Origin of the sequence: Ramlibacter aurantiacus (genome assembly GCF_016722895.1) — a bacterium.
Lineage (GTDB): Bacteria > Pseudomonadota > Gammaproteobacteria > Burkholderiales > Burkholderiaceae_C > Ramlibacter > Ramlibacter aurantiacus.
Genome location: NZ_JAEQNA010000002.1, coordinates 407,344 through 427,313, shown reverse-complemented (window position 1 = coordinate 427,313; position 19,970 = coordinate 407,344). Strand labels below are relative to the sequence as shown.

Genomic DNA, 19,970 nt, shown 5'->3' with positions numbered 1-19,970 from the left:
CCCTCCACCGGCCCCAGGAGATACCGCCCATGCGCACCCCCGACCTCTACAACGACACCCACCAGACCCGCAGCGCCCCGCCCACGGCTTTCGAGAGCCTGCTGGGCGACGCCATCGAGCGCGCGTACGCGCAGGGCATCCATGACCTCGACGGCCTGGTCGCCTACCTGAACCGCTCGGGCCCCTCGGCGCCCAACGGGCAGGACTGGACGCCCGAGAACTACCAGGAACTCATGGCCCGCCTGGGCGCCTGAGCGCACGCTTTCCGGAGAACACCATGCAAAACACCAACGCCATGATCCAGGACCCCGTCGACGCGGTGCTCGAAGTCGGCCTGAAGGACCTGTGGTACCCCGTGTGCCCTTCCAGCTTCGTGAAGGAAAAGCCGATTTCCCTGCGCCGCCTGGGCTACAAGATGGTGCTCTGGCGCGATGCGGTCAGCGGCAAGGTCAACGCCCTCGAGGACCACTGCCCGCACCGCGGCGCGCCGCTGTCGCTGGGCGTGAACCTGGGTGACCGCATCGCCTGCCCGTACCACGGGGTCGAGGTGCGCCAGGACGGCACCGTCACCCGCGTGCCCGGCAGCCCCGGCTGCAAGCTCGAAGGCTCCAAGGCGGCGCGCAGCTTCCACGTGGCCGAAAGCAACGACGCGGTGTTCGTCTTCAACGCCACCGACCCGCACCTCGCGTCGCCGCCGCCGCTGCGCCTGCCCGAGCAGCTGACCTCGCCCGAATGGTCCTCGTTCCTCTGCTACACCGAGTGGGGCTGCGACTACCGCTATGTGGTCGACAACGTGATCGACCCCATGCACGGCGCCTTCCTGCACAAGCAGTCGCACTCCATGGCCGAAGGCGAGATCAGCGCCGACTTCCAGCTGCGCGAGACGCCGACCGGCTTCTTCTTCGAGAAGAAGGGCCAGCGCGACGTGAACTTCGACTGGACCGAGTGGATGGACCTGGGCATCCACCTGATGCGCCTGGAGATCCCCTACCCCAAGACCGGCGGCCCCGGCGGCAACTTCACCATCATCGGCAGCTACACGCCCATCACCAACCGCACGGCAGGGGTCTTCCACTGGCGCGCACGCAAGGTCAGCGGCTGGCAGCGCGACACCTGGCGCTTCCTCTACAAGAACCGACTGGAAGAGCGTCACTGGAACGTGCTGGAGCAGGACCGCCTGGCCATCGAGAACATGGAGCCCGACGCCAACAAGCGCGAACACCTGTACCAGCACGACATGGGCGTGGTGCGCCTGCGCCGGGTTCTCAAGACCTTGGCCAGCAAGCAGCTCGAATCCGCCAAGAAATGAGCTCCCTGCAAGCGCGGGTGCGCACGCTCCGATGGGAGGCCGACGGCGTCGTCGGCATCGAACTCGTGCCGCTGGCCGGCGCGCACTTCCCGGCCTTCGATGCGGGCTCGCACGTCGACCTGCACCTGGGCAACGGGATGGTGCGCAGCTACTCGCTGTGCAACGACCCAGCCGAGCGGGATCGCTACGTGCTGGGCGTGCTGAACGACCGCGCCAGCCGCGGCGGCTCGCGCTGGGTGCACGAGCAGTTGCGCGTGGGCGCCGTGATCGACATCGGTGCGCCGCGCAACAACTTCGTGCTCGACGAGACGGCGGCGCACTCGGTGCTGCTCGCCGGAGGCATCGGCATCACGCCCATCCTGTGCATGGCCCGCCGACTCAAGGCACTGGGCCGCTCGTACGAAGTGATCTGCCTGGCGCGATCACGCGCGCAAGCGGCCTTCCGCGAGGATCTGCAGGCCCTGGGTGCCGACGTCACCTGGCACTTCGACGACGAACGCGGCGGCCCGCCCGACCTGCACGCCCTGCTCGCGGCACGCCCCGCGGGCCACGCCACGCACTACTACGCCTGCGGTCCCGCGCCCATGCTCGATGCTTTCGAGCGCCAGTGCGCGGCGCTGGGCTACGCCAACGTGCACATCGAGCGCTTCGCCGCGGTCGAGGTCGCCGCAGCGGCCGACGCGCGCACCACCTACCTGCTGGAGCTGCGCCAATCGGGCAAGCGGATCGAGGTCACGTCCGGCATGAGCCTGCTGCAGGCCGTGCGCGCCGCCGGCGTGTCGCCGCTCACCAGCTGCGAAGACGGCATCTGCGGCGCCTGCGAGACGCGGGTGCTCGAAGGCTTGCCGGATCATCGAGACAGCGTGCTCAGCCCCGCCGAACACGAAACCGGTCACACCATGATGATTTGCGTGGGCGGCTGCCGCAGCGAACGCCTGGTGCTGGACCTGTAGCCGGCGCTGCTGGCACGCCCATTGCACTCCGCATCCGGTTCAACAAGAACTTGAACGAGCCCTTTTTCTTCCACCTTCCATTAGAGGTATCACCATGCGATTGACCCGTCGTCACCTCCTGTGCGCCGCGCTCGCCGCCGCACCCCTGGCCACCTTGAGCACGCCCGCGGCGGCGCAAGACAAGTGGCCCAGCAAGCAGATCAACATCGTGGTGGCCTACCCGGCCGGCGGCGACACCGACCTGGTCGGCCGCGCCATCGCCGAGAAGCTGTCCCAGCGCCTGAAGGTGCCGGTGATCGTCGACAACAAGCCCGGCGCCGCCGGCACCATCGGCAATTCCTTCGTCTCGCGCGCCGCGCCCGACGGCTACACCCTGCTGCTCACCCCCAAGACCTTCACCACCTCGCAGCAGGTGCTCAAGGTCGCCCCCAGCAGCAGCTACGACGTGCTCAACGGCTTCGAGCCCATCGTGCTCACCACCAACCAGCCGCTGATCCTGGTGGCGCACCCCAGCACCGGCTTCAAGTCGGTGGGCGACATGATCAAGGCCGCCAAGTCCGGCAAGCCCGTGACCTACGCCACGCCCGGCAGCGGCTCGCCCATGCACATCATCGGCGAGTGGCTGGCCAAGGAAGCGGGCGTGAAGCTCACGCACGTGCCCTACAAGGGCATCGCCCCCTCGGTCACCGACGTCGTCGCCGGCCACGTGAACACCGCCTGGCTCACCCCCGGCGTGGTGTCGCAGTACCTGGCCGAAGGCAAGCTGGTGCCGCTGGCCGTGGCCGACCCCAAGCGCTCGTCGCTGGTGCCCAACGTGCCCACGCTGGTGGAAGCCGGCTACAAGGACATCATCAACCCGTCGTGGATGGGCCTGTACGCACCCAAGGGCACGCCGGCCAACGTGATCCGCACGCTCAACACCCAGGTCAACGAGATCCTGAAGATGCCCGATGTGCTCGAGAAGGTCACCGGCGTCGGCTCCACCCCGGGCGGCGGCTCGCCCGACGTGCTGGCCAAGGCCACGGCCGAGGACTTCCACAAGATGGGCAAGATCATCAAGGACCTGGGGATCACGGCGGACTGAGTCACGCAAGCGGCTCGCGCGTCTGGCGCACGCAGGGCAGGCGGCCTCGGGGCCCCTGCCCTTTTTCGTTTACACACCGATACCGCGGCACGCTGCCGATGAGCGCGCCCCCGGAGCAGGTGAGCACAATCGACGCCCTGGACGTACGTTTGACGAGGAGGAAGCCATGAAGCTGCTCCCAACCAGCGCGCTCTGCCGGGCCGCACTCATGGTCGTCTGTACCGCCTCCGCGAGCGCGGCTTTCGCGGGTCCCGACCGCCCGTTCAAGGGCTCCCTGCAGGTCGAGGAACGCATCGGCCGCCTCGGGCGCTGCCCCGGGCCCCAGGGCCAACCGAGCCTTGGAGGAACGTTCACGGGGACCGGCCACGCGACCCACCTCGGCGCGGTGCAGATCTCCGGGTCACATTGCATCACCAGCGAACCGGGCACCCCGCCACCGGCCTTCAGCCTTGCCGAAGGCCACATGACGATGCACTCGGCCAGCGGCGACGAGGTGCTGGCCGACTATGCCGGCGTCTTCACGCTGGTCACCACCGGCACCTATACCTTCGCTGGCCAGTACGTCATCACCGGTGGCACCGGACGCTTTTCGGACGCCACCGGCGGGGGTGCCCTCACCGGCACCCTCACGGGCGACGTGCCGTCCTTCCAGCAATCCGTGTCCCTGGACGCGCTCGGCGATATCCGGTACTGAAGTCCACCGAGCGACCGGGGACACGCGAGGGCCGGTGCTGGCACCGGCCGGTCAGCCCTTGGCCGGCGCCTGGTAGTTCGTGCCCTGCGCCTTCTGCTGCGCCTGCAGGAACTCCTGCGGGGACAGCAGGCGCGTGGTCCTGTAGCTCCTGAGGTGTCCCGGGGCGTTGACGGCCAGCGCCAGGGCTGCGGCGGTCACGTCGTCGGGCGCCTGGAAGATCCCGACCACGTCGTACTCGCCGAGGCAGAAATCGAGGCTCTCGAACTTGCCCTCGAGCTTCTCCACCAGCGACTTGACCCCGGCGACCCTGTCCTGCGGCTTGGCGATGAACGCGGCGGCAGCGGAAGGTGCGTAGGACGCCTGGATGAGGTAGCGGGGCATGACGTGCTCCTTGAGGGCAAAGCAGCAGCGATGACGATCGGGCAGCGGCATGCACGTGAAGGTCGTACAAGGCGCGGCCGGGAGGGCGACCCGCTGAATGGCACGCCCCCGCAACGCATTAGGCGCGTTTGGCATCCGCTGGTAAACCACAGCCGTCGGTGACGACGCCAGCCCCCGCGCGCGGGCTACAGCGCCGTGCGGAACCCCGCGAACACGTCCTGCCGATGCGGCAGGAAGAAGTTGCGAAAGCACGGATCGTGCAGGCGGGGGTGGGTTGCAAACGCCCCCCCGCGCAGTTCGCGGTGGTCACCGAACCACGGCGCGGAGTAGTCGCGGTAAGGCCCGGTCTCGAAGCGCGGATACGGCTCGAAATCGCTGGCGGTCCATTCCCACACGCCGTCGCCCCACTCGAAACCAGGGAGCGTGCGCGCGGCATGCTCCCACTCGGCCGCGCTCGGCAGGCGGCGACCGGCCCAGAGCGCATAGGCCTGCGCCTCCCAGGCGCTCAGGTGGATGACCGGCTGCTGCACATCCAGCGGCAGCCAGCGGTCGAACCAACGCATCTCCCAACCAGCCGAAGCGCGACGCCAGCGGACCGGGTGGCTGCAGGCCTGCATCGCACGCCAGCGGCCCGCTTCGCCCGGCCACCAACTCGCCTGCTCGTAACCGCCCGCCTCCACGAAGGACTGGAAGGCTCCGGCGGACACGGGGGTGGCGTCGATCTCGTACGCGGCCAGCTCGGCCCGATGCGCCTGCAGCTCGTTGTCGAACGAGAAACCAGGCGCTTGCGCGGCGCGCCCGATACACGCCTGACCGGCCTCGACGGCCATGGGCGCACGCTCCGGCAGGCGACGCAATGTCAGCCCAGCCGGCACCGGATAGCCGAGCGTGGCGCGGGTCCAGGCAAAGGCCTCCGCATGCATGTCCTCGTGGAACAGCACCAGCCGGTGGGGGTACAACGCTTCATCGCTGCCGTCCGCCGACGCCAGGTCGGCCAGCATGGCCTCGAGTTGCGCGTCGAGTTGCCCGTCGAGTTCGGTTCGCGAGGGCAAGGCCGCCGACCAGCGTGCCGCGTGCGCCAGTCGCGCGGAGTCGCACAGCGTGTCCGGCCCGCTGATGCGCGGCGGCCGGCTCGCATGCACCAGGCCGCCCGCATCCACCGTGTGCGGCCCGCGCAAGACCCAGAACTCGCCGAACCAGACGATGTGCGCCAGCTCCCACGCCGGCAGGTTCACCCCCGGCTGCCGCGGCACCCGCCACTGCGCTTCGCTGAGGTCGAAGGTCCAGGCGCGGGTGCGGCCGCGCGCTTCGCGCAGGGCCTGGCCGATCGCGTCACCGGACAGGGTTCGCGCGTCGACTGCCGGCTTCATGTGGCTAGAACACGCCCGGAAAGGACCCGCCATCGAGCAACACGTTCTGCCCGTTGATGTACCCCGCGTGCACGCTGCACAGGAAGGCGCAGGTGTTGCCCAGTTCCTCGGGCCGGCCGAGGCGCCGGGCCGGGTGCTTGGCCACGCGGCGGGCTCGCACCTCTTCGACTGGAATGCCTTCGCGCGCGGCCTGCGCCGCGAAGTTGCCGGCCAGGCGGCTGGTGTCGAAGGTGCCGGGCAGCAGGTTGTTGATGGTCACCCCGCGCGCCACCACGCTGCGCGCCAGCCCGGCGACAAAGCCGGTGAGGCCGGAGCGCGCCCCATTGGACAGGCCCAGCATGTCCAGCGGCGACTTCACCGCGCTGGAGGTGATGTTGACGATGCGGCCGAAGCCCCGGTCCATCATGCCGTCCACCGTGGCCTTGATCAGCTCGATGGGCGCGAGCATGTTGGCGTCGAGCGCGGCGATCCAGTCCTCGCGCGACCAATTGCGAAAGTCCCCCGGGGGCGGACCGCCCGCGTTGGTGACCACGATGTCGAACTGCGGATGCGCCTGCAGGATGCGCGCGCGCCCTTCGGCGGTGGTGACGTCGGCCGCCACCCATTCCACCGGGGCCGTGCCCATCTTCTGCAGCTCCTGCGCCGCCTGGCGCAGGGGGCCCTCGGTGCGGGCCACGATCACCGTGTGCACGCCCTCGCGCACCAGCGCCTGCGCGCACGCGAAACCCAGGCCGGCGCTGGCCCCGCAGACCAGCGCCTTGCGGCCGGCAATTCCCAGATCCATGTCGCTTGCTCCGAAGATGAAAATCAGCCTGCGAGCACCGTGGCCTGGCGCAGGTCCACATCCAGCCGCACCCAGGCGTCGATCTCGACCCGCAGCTCGGGGAAGACCAGCCCGCTCACGGCCACCAGCGTGGAGCACGGATAGTGCCCGCCGAAGAACTCCTTGCGGGCGCGGCCCACTTCGTCCTTGTCGCCGATGTCGGTGACGTAGACCACCGTCTTGACGATGTTGTGCCGGTGCCCGCCAGCAGCCTTGACCAGCGCCTCCAGCTTGCCCAGCACGACCAGCGCCTGGTCGTAGGCGCCCAGGGGTTCGCCACGCGTGGCGGCCTCGCGCGTCGCCGGGTGGGCCGTGGCGCCCGAAACCACCACTTCATGGCCGATGCGCCAGGCGTTGGTCCACGACGAGGTGGGCAGGTCCGGCACGGCCGGGCACTGGATCTTTTCGACGGGGGTGCTCATCGCCTCTCCTTCAGTGGCCGCTCATTGGCCGCCATTTCGCACGCGTTCCTTGATGCGCTCGCGCACCGGAACGAAGTCGTAGGAGGGATACACCTCGGTCTTGAACACGCCCCAGGCCGAGCGCTCCAGCTCCACGTTCACCTGGCCCAGCAGGTGCGGCGGCACCTCCAGCGTCACCACCTGGCCCAGCCCCATGGCCACGGTCCACGAGACCACGCGGGTGCCGGCAATGGGAAAGCGGTCCCACCAGTCGCTGGCCTTCAGGCGCGACTGGATGTCGTCCAGCACGAGTCCGTCATGGTGCTTGAGGATGATGGTGAGCAGCACGTGGGGGTCGGGCGTGTCGGCCATGTGCTTACTCCGCCTTGATGTTGCGCGAGCGGATCACGCCCGCCCAGGTGGCGGTCTCGGCCTTGATGTGGGCGGCGTATTCGGCTGGTGTCATGCGCACGGTCTGCAAGCCCTGGGACTTGAGCTGCTCCTGCACCTGCGGCGGCGACAGGATTTCCTGCGCATCGCGGGCCAGGCGGGCCGCCAGCTCCGGCGGCGTGCCGGCGGGGGCCATGAGGCCGTACCACGAGGTAACCACCACGCCGGGCACGCCCTGCTCCATCAGGGTGGGGATCTCGGGCGCCACCGGGGTACGCACCTTGTCGGTGATGCCCAGCGCCAGCAGCTTTCCACTGCGGATGTGCCCCAGCGTGGCCGGCAGGTTGCTGAACATCAGGGGCACGTTGCCACCCAGCACGTCGTTGAGGGCCGGGCCCGTGCCCTTGTACGGAACGTGCAGCAGGTCCACGCCGGCCTGCTGCTTGAACAGCTCGCCCGCCAGGTGCAGGCCGCTGCCCACCCCGGGCGAGGCGAAGGAGAAGGCGCCTGGGCGGGCCTTGGCCTGGGCCAGCAGGTCCTTCAGGTCCTTCAGGTCCTTGACCTTGGCGCCCGGTCCCGCCACCAGCACGTTGGGCGCGGTGGCCAGCATGGTCACGGCGGTGAAGTCGCGCTCGATGTCGAACGGGAAGTTCGTCATCAGCGTGGGATTGATGGTGAGGTTGCCCGCGGGAATCACCAGCAGCGTCTGGCCATCGGGCCGCGCGCGCTTGACGCGCTCGATGCCGATGTTGCCGGCGCCACCGGGCACGTTCTCCACCAGGGCGGGCTTGTTCGCGCGCCTGGACAGGCCATCGGCCAGCAGGCGGGCCAGCGTGTCCACCGGACCGCCCGGGGGAAACGGGGCCACCACGGTGATGCGGTCCTGCGCCACCTGGGCCCAGGTGGCCGCGGGCACGCAGGCCAGGGCGCCTGCGCCGAGGACCAGGGCGCGGCGGGCGCCATCGATGCGATCAGTCAATCTCTTCTCCTTCTTCTTACGTCTGTGGTTCAGTTCGCAGCCCAGGGCAGCGGGGCATCGTTCAGGCCCCAGTAGAAGCTCTTCTGCGCGGTGTATTCCAGGATGCCCAGGCGGCCCTTCTCGCGCCCGGTGCCACTGAGCTTGACGCCGCCGAAGGGCGTGCTCACCGAGAAGATCTTGTAGGTGTTGACCCAGACGGTGCCGGTCTGCAGGGCCGAGCCGATGCGCCAGGCCGTGCGGTAGTCGCGCGTCCAGATCCCCGAGGCCAGGCCGAACATGTTGTCGTTGCACTGGGCCAGCAGGTCGGCTTCGTCGTGCCAGGGCAGCAGCGCCAGCACGGGGCCGAAGATTTCCTCCTGGCACATGCGGGCCTGGTTGGGCAGGCCTTCGATGACGGTGGGCAGGTAGTAGCTGCCGGCCTCGAAGCCCGCGCCCTGCGGCCGCTTGCCGCCGGCGAGCAGTCGGCCGCCCTCCTCCAGGCCCAGGCTCACGTAGCGCTCCACGGTATCGCGGTGGCCCTTGTTCACCAGCGGGCCCATCTGCGTCGCTTCGTCCGACGGATCGCCCACGCGCAGCCTGGCCACGCCGGCGAGCAGGCGGGACTTGAATTCCTCGTACACGCTGGCGTGCACGAAGGCCCGCGAGCCGGCGATGCACGATTCGCCCGAGGAGCTGAAGATGCCGTACAGCACGCCGGCCACCGCATGGTCGAGGTCGGCGTCGGCGCAGACGATGGTGGGCGACTTGCCGCCCAGCTCCAGCGAGGTGGGCATGAGCTTTTCGGCCGCCAGGCGCTGGATGCCCAGGCCGACGGTGGTGCCGCCGGTGAAGGCGATGCGCTTGATCAGCGGGTGCTTGACCAGCGCGTCGCCCACGATGGAACCCTTGCCCGGCAGCACGCTGATGATGCCGGGGGGCACGCCGGCTTCCTCGGCGATGCGGGCCAGCTCGATGGCCATGCGGGGGGTGATCTCGGCCGGCTTGAACACCACGGCGCAGCCGGCGGCCAGCGCGGGCGCGAGCTTCTGCGCCTCGCTGGCGATGGGCGAGTTCCAGGGCGTGATGGCGCCCACCACGCCCAGCGGCTCGTGCACGCTCATGGTCAGGTAGTCGCCGCGCGCGGGCGTGAGCTGGTCTTCCCAGGTCTCGCAGGCGGCCGCGAAGAACTGGAAGGTGCCGGCGGCGCTGGCGACCAGGGCCCGCGTTTCCTTGATGGGCTTGCCGTTGTCCAGTCGCTGCAGCTGCGCCAGCTCCTCGGCGCGCGAGCGGATGCGCGCGGCGATGCCGTGAAGGATGGTGGCGCGCTCATGGCGCTTGAGGCCGGCCCACGAAGGCTGCTGGCGCGCCTTCTCGGCGGCCTGCACGGCTTCATCCACGTCGGCGGCGGTGGCCGCGTGCAGGCTGGCCACGCGGCTGCCGTCATGCGGGTACTCGGTGGTGTATTCGGGGCCGGTGGCATCGCGCCAGCGACCGGCGATCAGGGTCTGCAGTTTTTCGGTCATGGCAGGTCCTTCATCAAAGCGTGACGTTGGCGCTGCGGTTGGCCAGGAAGCGCAGGGCCGACAGCACGGTGAGCGCCGAGGTCTTGGGGTTGTCGGCCAGCGGCTTGCCGCGCATGGTGATCTCCATCTCGCCGAAGGCGCCGCGCACCTTGATCTCGTGGATGTTCTCGGTGACATGAGGGTCCGCCAGCAGCCGCACGCGGGTGTTGTCCAGGCCCAGGCCCGACAGGGCGATGGTGGCCGCGACGTTGGCGTTCTTGGGGTACAGGCGAGCGGCCTCGCGGGCGCTGGCTTCCAGGATCACCGTGGGCTCGCGCAGGCTGTCCAGGTCGAAGGCCTGTTCGGCCGGCGTGCCGCGCCAGCTGCCCGGTGGCTTGCGGCCGGTGTAGGTGACCTCCTCCAGGCCGGCCAGGCGGGCCGCGGCGATCGCGTCCACGCCGCCGATCGCGCCGGAGAGCAGGTGCACCTGGGTGTCGCCCTCGGCGGCGGCCGCCTCCAGTTGTTCCAGCATGCCCGGCTCGGACACCGCGCCCACCGACAGCACGGCGCACTCGACGCCGCGCCTGAGGGCCGGCACCACGTGCTCGACCAAGGCCGCGTGGCCGGCGCACTCGAGCACCAGCCCGGCATCGGCCGGCACGCGCTCGCACACCTGCACCGATCCGGGTGCGGCGGCGCGGGCCTCCGCCAGGTGGGCCTCGGGCACCACCACGTGGGTGACGCACAGGCCCTCGAGCGCGGCGCTGCGCTGCAGGAGCGATCGGCCGATGGCGCCGAAGCCGATCAAAGTCACGCGTTGCTGCGGCATGGCGTCAGTCCTTCTTGAGGATGGGGCCGGCGAACTTCGCCTGGAACGGACCCCAGGCGTTCATGTCCACCTCGACGACGACCGGGCCGCGCAGGCCGGCGGCCTGCTGCAGCACCGCCGCGGTGTCGGCAGGCTTTTCCAGCAACAGGTGCTTCACGCCCAGGCTGGCGCAGAAGGCGGCGAAGTCCGGCGTGTGCAGGTCCACGTAGGCGTGGCGGCTGCCGTAGATGTCGTCCTGGATGTTGCGGATGACGCCGTAGCGGCGGTCGTTCATCAGGATCAGGGTGAAGTCGGCCTTCTCCTGCACCGCGCAGGCCAGCTCGCCCACGTTCAGCATGAAGCCGCCGTCGCCGCTCAGGACCACCGTGCGGCGGCCGAGTTCGTGCTCGGCGTTGGCCACGGCGGTGCCGATGCCCATGGCCAGGCCCTGGCCGATGCCGCCGCCCAGCGCGTGCACGCCGGCGCGCGGATGGTCGAGCACCGGGGCGCGGTTGCCCCACATGCTGTTGGACAAGGTGATGTCTCGCACCCACCAGATGGCCTTGCCCAGTTGCGCACCCACCTCGTTCTTGAGGGTGGCGTACGCGCCCAGCGCGTCCTCCAGGCTGGCCGCAGCCTGGGCCCGGGCCTTCTGCACGTCTTCCACCAAGGCGGTGTCCACGTTCATCCTGCCTTCCAGCAGGTCGGCCAGCGCGTTGAGCGTGGCCTCGGCGTCGCCCTGCACGAAGTAGTCGCTGGTGTAGCCGCGGTTGTGCGCCAGCGGGTTGGCGTCGATGCGGTACAGCGGCTGCGGCAGCTTGAGCTTGTAGCTCAGGGTTTCGTTGCTGCGCAGGCGCGAGCCCACCACCAGCATGGCGTCGCAGGTCTGGTACAGCTTTTCCGACGGCGGCTGCAGGTTGTACGAGCCCAGGCAGGCCGGATGGTCCTCGGGCACGATGCCCCGGCCCTGCACGGTGGTGACCACGCCCCAGCCCATCTTCACGAAGCGCTCCACCGCGCCGCGGGCGCCGCGCGCGCCGCCGCCCAGCCAGAGCATGGGGCGCTTGGCCTTGGCCAGCCGATCGGCCAGCGCCTGCACGCCACCCGGCTCGGGCTGCACGGGGCGCACCGGCAGCGGATGCAGGTCCTCGGGCAGGTCCATCAGCTGCTTCTGGATGTCGATGGGGATCTCGATGCTCACCGGGCCGCAAGGCGCGGTGAAGGCCAGGCGGTGCGCCTCGCGCAGGGTGGCCAGCGCGGTCTCGGCGTTGCGGATGCGAAAGGCCGCCTTGCCCACCGACTGCAGCATGGCCAGCTGCGCCGGGTGCTCGTGGATGTAGCCCAGGTCACGGTCGAGGAAGGGTGATTCGATCTGTCCCGTGAGATGCAGCAGCGGCGTGCCGGCGGTGAGTGCCTCCACCATCGCACCGGCCGCGTTGCCCGCGCCGGTGCCGGTGCTGGTGACGAAGGCGCCCAGCGTGCCGGTGACGCGGGCGTAGGCGTCGGCCATGTTGCAGGCGCCGGCCTCGCCGCGCGAGGAGACGAAGCGGATCTTCTGGCGCCGGTGGAAGGCGTCCAGGATCGGCATGTTGTGGATCGAGATCACGCCGAAGGCGGCGCGCACGCCGCAGCTTTCGAGGAAACGGGCGGCCAGTTCGCCCACGGTGATGCGGTTCTCGGCAGGGTTGGTCATACGTTCTCTTTCCGGGGAGCGGCCGAGCCGCTGACGTGGGGAATGTGGCTGAGCAGCTGGCTCAGGTTGGCGGCGGCCTGCATGACCTGGGGCACCAGGATGGCTGTCCGCTCGGCGGGGATCTGTTGCGCCGGCACGGTGATGCTGATGGCCGCGACGACCTCGTGGCGATCGTTGAACACGGGCGCTGCCACGGTGGTGATGCCGGTCTCGTAGCCGCCCTGGCTGATGGCGTATCCGCGCTCGCGGTCGGCATCGATCAAGGACTTGAGCTCGGCCAGCGTGGTCGGCGTGCGCGGCGTGTACTGGGCCAGGGGTTCTTCAGGGTACAGCGTGGCCAGCTCGGCCATGCTCAGGCCCGACAGCAGCAGCCGGCCCAGCACGGTGGCATGCGCCGGCAGGCGTGCGCCCACCTGGATCGAATGGAACTGCGCGTTGGCGCCCGCGGCCTTGGACACGAAGACCACGTGCTGGCCATCGCGCACCACCAGGTGCGCGGAGTAGCCGGTGTCGGTGCGCAGCTGCTCGATGATGGGCCGGCCCATCTCGGTCAGCTCCATCGAGGCCAGGTACTCGAAGCCCAGCCGCAGCACGCCGATGGCCAGCCGGTAGCTGGCGCTGTCGGGCACGCGCTCGACATAACCCGTCTGTTCAAGCGTCTGGAGCAGTCGGAACACCGAGGCGCGCGGCAGGTCGAGCCGGCGGGCCAGTTCCGCGCCGGTCAGCTGCGGCTCGTTGCGGCTGAAGCAGGTGAGCAACTGCAGCCCGCGCGCCAGGCCGGGCACGAGGTAGCGGTTCTCTTCGCTCATGAGTTTTCCCGGATCAGCGGCACCAGGGCGTCGGCCGCTTCCAGCGCGCAGGAATGCCCCACCTCGCCCAGCGGCACGTAGGGCACGCCGGCCCGCTCGGCCAGCGAGCGGCAGCCTGCCGCGGGGGTGATGCCGTCGGCGCTGCCGCTGGCCACCGTGATGGGCGCGCGCACCTGCGGCAGCAGTTCGGCCAGGTCGGATTCGGCCAGCATGTGCGTGGCCTGCCGGTAGCCCTCGGGATGCACCTGCGCCATGACGGATCGGACGTAGGCCACGGTCTCGGCCGGTGCCTGCGGCGAGAGCATGGCCGCGCCGCGCTTCTCGGCCATGCCGGCCGGGCCCAGTGTGTCGAGGTTGCGCAGGCGGTCGTCGCGCTTCTGCGCACGCACGGCCTCGTCGGCCTTGCCATAGCCCTGCGCGGGCGCCAGCAGCAGCAGGCGCTTGACGCGTTCGGGCTGCTGCACGGCGGCGGCCGAAGCCATCAGCGCGCCCAGCGAATGGCCCACCAGCGTCACCGGGGTGTCCAGCTCGAGCGCATCCAGCCACTGCCAGACGCGGCGGCCGTAGTCGTGCGGCGTGGGCCGCGGCATCGGCAGCGGCTCGCTGTCGCCATAGCCCGGCGCGTCCCAGGCCAGCACGCGGTGGCTGGCCCCCAGCGCGTCGAGCTGGCGCACCCAGGAGCCCGAGGCGGAGCCGATGCCGTGCAGCAGCACCAGCACGCCGGCCTCACCGGCGGCAGGGCGCGCCTCCCGCAAGGAGATGCGTCCGCCCGCGGTGGACACGCTGCGCGGTGGGAAACGCTGTGACAGTTGGGTCAGGTTCATGGCCGGGCGCCGTGCGGTTCAGCGCTTGTCGCGCTTGATCTTGGCCAGCGGCGAATCGGGCGGGTACACCGGCGTGACCGGCGTGGGCGAGCCCAGCATCACGCACATCAGCGCGTCTTCGTCGCCGACGTTGTGCTCTTCACGGTAGACGCCCGGGGGCACGGAGATCAGGTCGCGCTCGCCGATGACGGCTTCCCAGCGCTGGCCGTCCTTCTCGCAGACGACCTTCATGGTGCCGCGCATGACGAAGAAGATTTCTTCCACGTCCCAGTGGATATGCGACGGGCCGATGTTGCCGGCCGGGATCACCATGGTGGAGAAGGTGAAGTGGCCCGCGGGCACGGTGTTGCTGTCGGTGGAGACGCCGGTGCCGCCGGTGCCCACGTAGCGCATCTGCGCACGGCGGTACTTGGGGTCGTAGTCGGCCTGGAACTTCAGCGCGTCCCAGTCGTAGCGGCGGGTGGACTTGCGGGCCACGCGGCTTTCCATCCACTCGGCGAAGCTCTGGCCGGGCTGGGCCAGCATGCCGGCCTGGATTTGCGGCTCGGGCGGGATGCGCGGATCGAGCAGTCCTAGTTCGTTGAATTGCGGTTCGTTGGCGGCTTGGTTCATCGCGTTGGCCTCTCGGTTTGGCTAAGGGTGTGACAGGAAACGGATCACTTCACGACAGATGCATGAGCGCAGACCCTGCGTGGTCTTTCACTTCATGACGAAGCCGCCGTTGACCGGCAGCACTTGGCCGGTCACGTAACCGGCCGCATCGGACAACAGGAACAGCACCGGGCCGACCACGTCCTCGGGCACCTGGGCGCGGCTGATGGCGCGGCCACTGCGGTAGTACTCGTGGCGTGCCTGGGGCACGTATTCGGTGGCCTCCACCAGCGTGAGGCCGGGGGCGATGGCGTTGACGACGATGGCGTCCTCGCCCAGTTCGCGGGCCATCGCGTGCGTCATGGCCATCACCGCGCCCTTGCTGGCCACATAGGCCATGAGCCGGGGCGCGCCCCAGATGGCGGTGTCGGAGGCCAGGTTGACCACCCGGCCACGACCCGAGGCCTTGAGCCAGGGCCGCGCGGCCACGGTGGCCAGCCAGGTGCCGCGCACGTTGACGTCCATCACGCGGTCCCAGACGCCGACGTCGATCTCTTCCATGGGCTTGCCGCCCGAATTGGTGATGGCGCCGTTGTTCACCAGCCCGTCCAGCCCGCCCAAGGCGCCGGCCGCCTGCTTGACGCCCTGCGCCACCGAGTCGGGATCGGCCAGGTCCATGGGCAGGTAGAAGGCCGAATCCGCCCGGACGGCGTTGAGGTCTTGCGCCACCTGGGCGCCGGCCTCGTGCAGGATGTCCGTGAGCGCCACACGGGCGCCGGCCGCCACGCAGGCCTGCGCCATCGCGGCGCCGAGGCCGCGCGCACCACCGGTGATGAGGATGCGGCGACCCGACAGGTCGACTGGAACTGGATCTGCGTTCATGTTTTGTCTGTGAAACAGCGATTCATTACAGTAACGGCCTGAATTCTTGCACGATTTGTCGTCGGCACCTCGTTCCTGACTTGCAGAAGGGGGGATTCCACGCGCATCCGGGCTCCTCGGCAGCCCCGAGGGAAACGGATTCACACACCAGAATCCTTCGCATGGACCCCACCACCCTTGCCGCCTACGACCACCGCAGCGCCCACTACGCCACGCAGTGGCACGAGCAGCCGCCGCCTTGCGACCTGCACGACCTGCTTCGCACCCACTTCAGCCCCGGTCCCACGATCGACGTGGGTTGCGGCAGCGGCCGCGATGTCGCGTGGCTGCATGCGCAAGGCTTCACGCCCGTGCTGGGCATCGACGGCTCCGAAGGCCTGCTGGCGCAGGCTCGCGCGCGGCACCCCACCCTTGCATTTCGCCAGGCCTTGCTGCCGCAGCTCGACGGCCTCGAAGGTTCCAGCTTCCAGAACGTGCTGTGCGAGACCGTGCTGATGCACCTCCCGCTCGAATCCGTGGCGCCCGCGACGGCCGCCCTGATCGACCTGCTGCGCCCCGGGGGCACGCTGGTGCTGACCTGGCGGGTGTCCGGGCACAGCCTGCGGGACGACCACGGACGCCTGTACACCGCCTTCGACGCCGCCCTGGTGCGCGAGGCTGCCGCGCCGGCCGGCGACATCCTGCTGGACGACGAGGTGGTGAGCGCGTCCTCGGGCCGGCGCATCCACCGGCTGGTGCTGCGCCGCGGCTGATCCGCCAGCCGCCCTGTTCCAGCGGATGCCGCGGCGGCTTGCCACAATCGCCGGTCGCCGCCGTTCACCATGTCCTTCTACCGACTCATCGGGCGCTTCGTCCTGCGCCATCGATCCGCCTACGCCTGGTCCGCGTTGATGCTCGTCGGCATCGCCGCGCTGATGGTGTGGATCCCGCGCCAGATCGGGCACGTGGTCGACGGCCTGGTCGCCAGCCGGCTCACCCAGGCCGACCTGATGCGCGAACTCGGCTGGCTCATCGGCGCCGGCGCCGGTGTCTACCTGTTGCGCGTGGGTTGGCGACTGAAGCTCTACACGGCCGCGTATCGCCTGGGCGTGGAGTTGCGCGGCCATCTCTACACGCGGCTGTCACTGCAGGGCGCGTCCTTCTTCCAGGACCGGCGCACCGGCAACCTGATGGCGCTGGCCACCAACGACGTCGACGCGGTCGAGATGGCCGCCGGCGAGGCCATGCTCGCCGGCTTCGACGGCTCGCTCACGCTGGTGCTGGTGCTGGCGATGATGGCGCTCGGGGTCGATTGGCGGCTGGCGGCCTTCGCGGTGCTGCCCTTCCCGCTGATGGGCCTGGCTTTCTGGCGGATTTCACGCCAGGTGCACCAGGCCTCACGACGGTCGCTGGAGCGCTTCGGCGCGCTCAACGACCATGTGCAGGAAACACTCTCGGGCGTGCGCACCGTCCGCGCGCTGGGGCTGCAGGCCCGCAGCGAAGCGCAGTTCAACGCCCTGGCCGGCGGCGCGGCGGCCGCGAGCTTCGACGCCCAGAAGTGGGAGGCCGCCTACGAGCCGGCGGTCGGCATCAGCTTCGCCACCGCCACCGCGCTGGTGCTGGGGGTCGGCGGCTGGCTGGTCTGGCACGGCGAGCTCACCGTGGGCCAGCTCACCAGTTTCACGCTCTACCTGGGCCAGCTGATCTGGCCGATGTTTGCCGCGGGCTGGGTGCTGTCGCTGATCGAGCGCGGCAAGGCGGCCTGGAGCCGCCTGGAGCCGGTGCTGGACGTGCCGCTGAGCGTCGAGGACCGCGGACGGGTGGCGACGGTGACGCCCGGCGCCGTCGAGGTCGAGAACGTGCGCTTCGCCTACGGCGCCGAGGCCCGGCCGGCGCTCGATGGCGTCTCGCTGCGGCTGGAGCCCGGGCGCACGCTGGGCCTGGTCGGCCCCACCGGCGCGGGCAAGTCCACCCTGCTGCGACTGCTGTTGCGCCAGCAGGCCCCCGACCGGGGCCAGGTGCGCTGGAACGGGATCGACCTGCGCGAGTACACGCTGGAGGCGCTGCGCGGGGGGATCGCCTGGGTGCCGCAGGAGGCCTTCCTGTTCTCGGCCACGGTAGCCGAGAACATCGCGCTGGCCCGGCCCGACGCGCCGCGCGAGGCCATCGAGCGCGCGGCCCGGCTGGCGGCCGTGCACGAGGACATCCAGCGCTTGCCGCAGGGCTACGACACCCCCGTGGGCGAGCGCGGCGTCACCTTGTCGGGCGGCCAGCGCCAGCGGGTGGCGATCGCCCGCGCGCTGCTGGCCGATGCCCCGCTGCTGCTGCTGGACGACGCGCTGTCGGCCGTGGACACCGACACCGAATCGCGCATCCTGGCCCACCTGCGCGAGGCCCGCGTGGGCCGCACGGTGATCATCGTGAGCCACCGGCTCAGCGCGGTGGCGGATGCCGACCACACGATCGTCCTGCGCGAGGGCCGGATCACCGAACAAGGCCGCCATGCCGAGCTGCTGCAGGCTGGTGGCTGGTATGCGCGCCAGTGGCGCTATCAACAACTGCAGGCCAGCCTCGATGCCAGCTGAATCCGCCCCCGCCCGCCCCCTGGCGCCCCCGACCGTCGAGCGGCATCGGCCGCCCGGACGGGATGCGGCCGCGCTGCTGCTGCGTGCCGCGCGACCCGAGCGGCGCCAGGTGCTGCGGGGCATTGCCTGGCTCATGCTGGCGGCCGGCCTGGAGGCGCTGGGACCCATCGCCGGCAAGCTGTTCATCGACAACTACCTGCTGCCGCGCCAGGCCGAGCTGCCGCAGATCGCGGGCCTGCTGCTGGGAGCATTGATCGCCGGCACGGTGGCGAGCTGGCTGCGCTACCGGCAGCTGGTGCGCCTGTCGGGCGTGGCCATGCGATCGGTGCAGCGCATCCGCGAGACGGTGTACCGGCACGTGCTGCGGCTGCCCATGGCCTTCTTCGACCGCGCCATCACCGGCCAGCTGGTCAGCCGCGTCACCAACGACACCGAGGCCGTGAAGATGCTCTACGTGCAGGTGCTGTTCGTGATGCTGGACAGCCTGATCATCCTCGGCGGCGCCATGGTGGCCATGCTCTGGCTCGACTGGCGGCTGATGCTGATCGTGCTGGCGCTGGTGCCGGCGGTGGCCCTGATCGTGTTCCTGTACCAGCGCTTGTCGGGGCCGGCGGTCACCCGCACGCGCGAGCTGCGCAGCGAGCTGAATGCGCAGGTGGCCGAGTCGATCGCCGGCATGCCGGTGCTGCAGGCGGCCAATGCCACCACGCGCTTCCGCCAGCGCTTCGCGGGTTTGAGCGAAGCGCACTATGGCTCGAGGCTTCGGGAGCTGCGGGCCAACGCCTGGCTGCTGCGGCCCGTGCTCGATTTCCTCAACGTGCTGCTGCTGGCCACCGTGCTGTGGGTCTTCGGCCTGCGCGCGGTGGGCGGCGCGCTCAGCGCGCTCGAGGTGGGCATCCTCTATGCGTTCATCAGCTACATCTCGCGGGTGGTGGAGCCGCTGATCCAGATCACCATGCAGTTCTCGCAACTGCAGCAGGCACTGGTGGGCGCGTCCCGGGTGCAGGCCCTGCTGGTCGAGGCCGAGGCGCCGGTGGCGGCCGATCGCGGCCGCATCACGGCCGGCGAGATCGCCATCGAGGGGCTCAGCTTCGGCTACCAGCCGGGCCGGCCGGTGCTGCACGAGCTGAGCCTGCGCATTCCCGCGGGCGGCTTCTACGGCATCGTCGGGCACACGGGCAGCGGCAAGACCACCGTGCTGTCGCTGCTGCTGCGCTTCTACGCGGCCGATCCCGGCCGCATCCGCATCGATGGCGTGCCGCTGGAGGCGATCGCCGAGGAGGCGTTCCGCGCCAGCGTGGGCCTGGTGCCGCAAGAGCCTTTCCTGCTGGCCGCGACGGTGCGGGAGAACATCGCCATGGGGCGGCCGCTCACCGATGCGCAGGTGGAGGCGGCGGCGCGGGCCGCGCATGCGCACGAGTTCGTCATGCAACTGGAGCGCGGCTACGACACGCCCTTGGGCGAAGGCGGGGCCCGGCTGTCGGTGGGCCAGAAACAGCTGCTGGCGATCGCCCGCGCCCTGGCCGGCGAGCCGAGCATCCTGTTCCTGGACGAGGCCACGGCCCACATCGACTCCGAGACCGAGCAGCTCGTGCAGCACGCACTGACCCGCTTGCGCGGCCGGGTGACCGTGGTGGCCATTGCCCACCGCTTGTCGACCGTGCGCGAGGCCGACCGCATCGTGGTCCTGAATCATGGTCGCCTGGCCGAACTGGGAACGCATGCCGAGTTGATGGGCATCGACGGCGGGCTGTACCAGCGGCTTTATCAATTGCAGCAGCTCGAGGACAACGGCGCGTCCACGGATGACTCATCGGACATCGTCGGCGAATTGCGGCGCGAGCCCCCCTCGAGATGAAAACCGACGCAATTCACGTCAATCGAGAATCGTTCCGGCTTTCGTAGCGCAATTGACCCCGGACCGGAGAATTGGC

At 70.1% G+C, this 19,970-nt stretch carries 21 protein-coding genes; 8 read left to right on the top strand and 13 right to left on the bottom strand.

Annotation, left to right across the window (positions count from 1 at the left end; translation table 11 throughout):
* Positions 1 to 29 precede the first annotated feature (29 nt).
* The 5 genes from JI739_RS09875 to JI739_RS09855 all read left to right on the top strand — a co-directional run bounded on the left by JI739_RS09875 (position 30) and on the right by JI739_RS09855 (position 4,040).
* Positions 30 to 254: a recombinase-like helix-turn-helix domain-containing protein gene (locus JI739_RS09875; RefSeq protein ID WP_201683713.1), complete on the top strand. Its 225-nt coding sequence runs from the start codon at positions 30 to 32 to the stop codon at positions 252 to 254.
* 23 nt (positions 255 to 277) lie between these two features.
* Entirely contained in the window at positions 278 to 1,309 is a 1,032-nt protein-coding gene (locus tag JI739_RS09870; protein ID WP_201683712.1) for a Rieske 2Fe-2S domain-containing protein, read from the top strand.
* Complete coding sequence (locus tag JI739_RS09865) at positions 1,306 to 2,262, top strand: PDR/VanB family oxidoreductase (protein WP_201683711.1); 957 nt, start codon at positions 1,306 to 1,308, stop codon at positions 2,260 to 2,262. The genes JI739_RS09870 and JI739_RS09865 overlap by 4 nt, the downstream gene beginning before the upstream one ends.
* 94 nt (positions 2,263 to 2,356) lie before the next feature.
* Entirely contained in the window at positions 2,357 to 3,346 is a 990-nt protein-coding gene (locus JI739_RS09860; RefSeq protein WP_201683710.1) for a Bug family tripartite tricarboxylate transporter substrate binding protein, read from the top strand.
* A 166-nt stretch (positions 3,347 to 3,512) separates the two neighbouring features.
* Complete coding sequence (locus JI739_RS09855; protein WP_201683709.1) at positions 3,513 to 4,040, top strand: hypothetical protein; 528 nt, start codon at positions 3,513 to 3,515, stop codon at positions 4,038 to 4,040.
* A gap of 51 nt (positions 4,041 to 4,091) precedes the next feature.
* On the opposite strand, the gene JI739_RS09850 is transcribed toward JI739_RS09855, so the two are convergent.
* The 13 genes from JI739_RS09850 to JI739_RS09790 all read right to left on the bottom strand — a co-directional run bounded on the left by JI739_RS09850 (position 4,092) and on the right by JI739_RS09790 (position 15,472).
* A complete protein-coding gene (locus tag JI739_RS09850) occupies positions 4,092 to 4,421 on the bottom strand; it encodes a GYD domain-containing protein (RefSeq protein ID WP_201683708.1) in 330 nt (109 codons plus the stop codon).
* Positions 4,422 to 4,606: 185 nt separating this feature from the next.
* Positions 4,607 to 5,791, bottom strand: a complete 1,185-nt coding sequence (gene senA / locus JI739_RS09845) for a selenoneine synthase SenA (RefSeq protein WP_201683707.1) — start codon at positions 5,789 to 5,791, stop codon at positions 4,607 to 4,609.
* Between the two features lie 4 nt (positions 5,792 to 5,795).
* Positions 5,796 to 6,575, bottom strand: coding sequence for an SDR family oxidoreductase (locus JI739_RS09840; protein ID WP_201683706.1), 780 nt, complete (start codon positions 6,573 to 6,575; stop codon positions 5,796 to 5,798).
* Positions 6,576 to 6,598: 23 nt separating this feature from the next.
* Positions 6,599 to 7,036, bottom strand: a complete 438-nt coding sequence (locus JI739_RS09835) for a RidA family protein (RefSeq protein WP_201683705.1) — start codon at positions 7,034 to 7,036, stop codon at positions 6,599 to 6,601.
* 21 nt (positions 7,037 to 7,057) lie between these two features.
* Entirely contained in the window at positions 7,058 to 7,387 is a 330-nt protein-coding gene (locus JI739_RS09830; RefSeq protein WP_201683704.1) for a hypothetical protein, read from the bottom strand.
* 4 nt (positions 7,388 to 7,391) lie between these two features.
* Positions 7,392 to 8,351 (bottom strand): Bug family tripartite tricarboxylate transporter substrate binding protein, encoded by a 960-nt coding sequence (locus JI739_RS09825; protein WP_435531599.1) that lies wholly within the window; start codon positions 8,349 to 8,351, stop codon positions 7,392 to 7,394.
* A 62-nt stretch (positions 8,352 to 8,413) separates the two neighbouring features.
* The gene (locus JI739_RS09820; protein WP_201683702.1) at positions 8,414 to 9,886 is read right to left on the bottom strand and encodes an aldehyde dehydrogenase; all 1,473 of its coding nucleotides are present in this window, start codon (positions 9,884 to 9,886) and stop codon (positions 8,414 to 8,416) included.
* 13 nt (positions 9,887 to 9,899) lie between these two features.
* On the bottom strand, positions 9,900 to 10,694 hold the full coding sequence (locus JI739_RS09815; RefSeq protein WP_201683701.1) for an aspartate dehydrogenase: 795 nt from the start codon (positions 10,692 to 10,694) through the stop codon (positions 9,900 to 9,902).
* 4 nt (positions 10,695 to 10,698) lie between these two features.
* Positions 10,699 to 12,366: a thiamine pyrophosphate-binding protein gene (locus JI739_RS09810; protein ID WP_201683700.1), complete on the bottom strand. Its 1,668-nt coding sequence runs from the start codon at positions 12,364 to 12,366 to the stop codon at positions 10,699 to 10,701.
* Entirely contained in the window at positions 12,363 to 13,175 is an 813-nt protein-coding gene (locus JI739_RS09805) for an IclR family transcriptional regulator (RefSeq protein ID WP_201683699.1), read from the bottom strand. The genes JI739_RS09810 and JI739_RS09805 overlap by 4 nt, the downstream gene beginning before the upstream one ends.
* Positions 13,172 to 13,999, bottom strand: a complete 828-nt coding sequence (locus JI739_RS09800; RefSeq protein WP_201683698.1) for an alpha/beta fold hydrolase — start codon at positions 13,997 to 13,999, stop codon at positions 13,172 to 13,174. The genes JI739_RS09805 and JI739_RS09800 overlap by 4 nt, the downstream gene beginning before the upstream one ends.
* Before the next feature lie 18 nt (positions 14,000 to 14,017).
* Complete coding sequence (locus tag JI739_RS09795) at positions 14,018 to 14,524, bottom strand: cupin domain-containing protein (RefSeq protein WP_201683753.1); 507 nt, start codon at positions 14,522 to 14,524, stop codon at positions 14,018 to 14,020.
* A 174-nt stretch (positions 14,525 to 14,698) separates the two neighbouring features.
* Positions 14,699 to 15,472: an SDR family oxidoreductase gene (locus JI739_RS09790; protein WP_201683697.1), complete on the bottom strand. Its 774-nt coding sequence runs from the start codon at positions 15,470 to 15,472 to the stop codon at positions 14,699 to 14,701.
* Between the two features lie 161 nt (positions 15,473 to 15,633).
* Here JI739_RS09790 and JI739_RS09785 point away from each other — a divergent pair, with 161 nt between their 5' ends.
* The 3 genes from JI739_RS09785 to JI739_RS09775 all read left to right on the top strand — a co-directional run bounded on the left by JI739_RS09785 (position 15,634) and on the right by JI739_RS09775 (position 19,894).
* Positions 15,634 to 16,224, top strand: a complete 591-nt coding sequence (locus JI739_RS09785; RefSeq protein ID WP_201683696.1) for a class I SAM-dependent methyltransferase — start codon at positions 15,634 to 15,636, stop codon at positions 16,222 to 16,224.
* A 69-nt stretch (positions 16,225 to 16,293) separates the two neighbouring features.
* On the top strand, positions 16,294 to 18,036 hold the full coding sequence (locus tag JI739_RS09780; protein WP_201683695.1) for an ABC transporter ATP-binding protein: 1,743 nt from the start codon (positions 16,294 to 16,296) through the stop codon (positions 18,034 to 18,036).
* Positions 18,026 to 19,894, top strand: a complete 1,869-nt coding sequence (locus JI739_RS09775) for an ABC transporter ATP-binding protein (RefSeq protein ID WP_201683694.1) — start codon at positions 18,026 to 18,028, stop codon at positions 19,892 to 19,894. Before JI739_RS09780 ends, JI739_RS09775 begins: the two co-directional genes overlap by 11 nt.
* Positions 19,895 to 19,970: the final 76 nt, after the last annotated feature.

Bases quoted from the DNA above. Each gene is read 5' to 3' on its own strand.
- JI739_RS09875 (WP_201683713.1), top strand. From the start codon at position 30: ATGCGCACCCCCGACCTCTACAACGACACCCACCAGACCCGCAGCGCC.
- JI739_RS09870 (WP_201683712.1), top strand. From the start codon at position 278: ATGCAAAACACCAACGCCATGATCCAGGACCCCGTCGACGCGGTGCTC.
- JI739_RS09865 (WP_201683711.1), top strand. From the start codon at position 1,306: ATGAGCTCCCTGCAAGCGCGGGTGCGCACGCTCCGATGGGAGGCCGAC.
- JI739_RS09860 (WP_201683710.1), top strand. From the start codon at position 2,357: ATGCGATTGACCCGTCGTCACCTCCTGTGCGCCGCGCTCGCCGCCGCA.
- JI739_RS09855 (WP_201683709.1), top strand. From the start codon at position 3,513: ATGAAGCTGCTCCCAACCAGCGCGCTCTGCCGGGCCGCACTCATGGTC.
- JI739_RS09850 (WP_201683708.1), bottom strand. From the start codon at position 4,421: ATGCCCCGCTACCTCATCCAGGCGTCCTACGCACCTTCCGCTGCCGCC.
- senA (WP_201683707.1), bottom strand. From the start codon at position 5,791: ATGAAGCCGGCAGTCGACGCGCGAACCCTGTCCGGTGACGCGATCGGC.
- JI739_RS09840 (WP_201683706.1), bottom strand. From the start codon at position 6,575: ATGGATCTGGGAATTGCCGGCCGCAAGGCGCTGGTCTGCGGGGCCAGC.
- JI739_RS09835 (WP_201683705.1), bottom strand. From the start codon at position 7,036: ATGAGCACCCCCGTCGAAAAGATCCAGTGCCCGGCCGTGCCGGACCTG.
- JI739_RS09830 (WP_201683704.1), bottom strand. From the start codon at position 7,387: ATGGCCGACACGCCCGACCCCCACGTGCTGCTCACCATCATCCTCAAG.
- JI739_RS09820 (WP_201683702.1), bottom strand. From the start codon at position 9,886: ATGACCGAAAAACTGCAGACCCTGATCGCCGGTCGCTGGCGCGATGCC.
- JI739_RS09815 (WP_201683701.1), bottom strand. From the start codon at position 10,694: ATGCCGCAGCAACGCGTGACTTTGATCGGCTTCGGCGCCATCGGCCGA.
- JI739_RS09810 (WP_201683700.1), bottom strand. From the start codon at position 12,366: ATGACCAACCCTGCCGAGAACCGCATCACCGTGGGCGAACTGGCCGCC.
- JI739_RS09805 (WP_201683699.1), bottom strand. From the start codon at position 13,175: ATGAGCGAAGAGAACCGCTACCTCGTGCCCGGCCTGGCGCGCGGGCTG.
- JI739_RS09800 (WP_201683698.1), bottom strand. From the start codon at position 13,999: ATGAACCTGACCCAACTGTCACAGCGTTTCCCACCGCGCAGCGTGTCC.
- JI739_RS09795 (WP_201683753.1), bottom strand. From the start codon at position 14,524: ATGCTGGCCCAGCCCGGCCAGAGCTTCGCCGAGTGGATGGAAAGCCGC.
- JI739_RS09790 (WP_201683697.1), bottom strand. From the start codon at position 15,472: ATGAACGCAGATCCAGTTCCAGTCGACCTGTCGGGTCGCCGCATCCTC.
- JI739_RS09785 (WP_201683696.1), top strand. From the start codon at position 15,634: ATGGACCCCACCACCCTTGCCGCCTACGACCACCGCAGCGCCCACTAC.
- JI739_RS09780 (WP_201683695.1), top strand. From the start codon at position 16,294: ATGTCCTTCTACCGACTCATCGGGCGCTTCGTCCTGCGCCATCGATCC.
- JI739_RS09775 (WP_201683694.1), top strand. From the start codon at position 18,026: ATGCCAGCTGAATCCGCCCCCGCCCGCCCCCTGGCGCCCCCGACCGTC.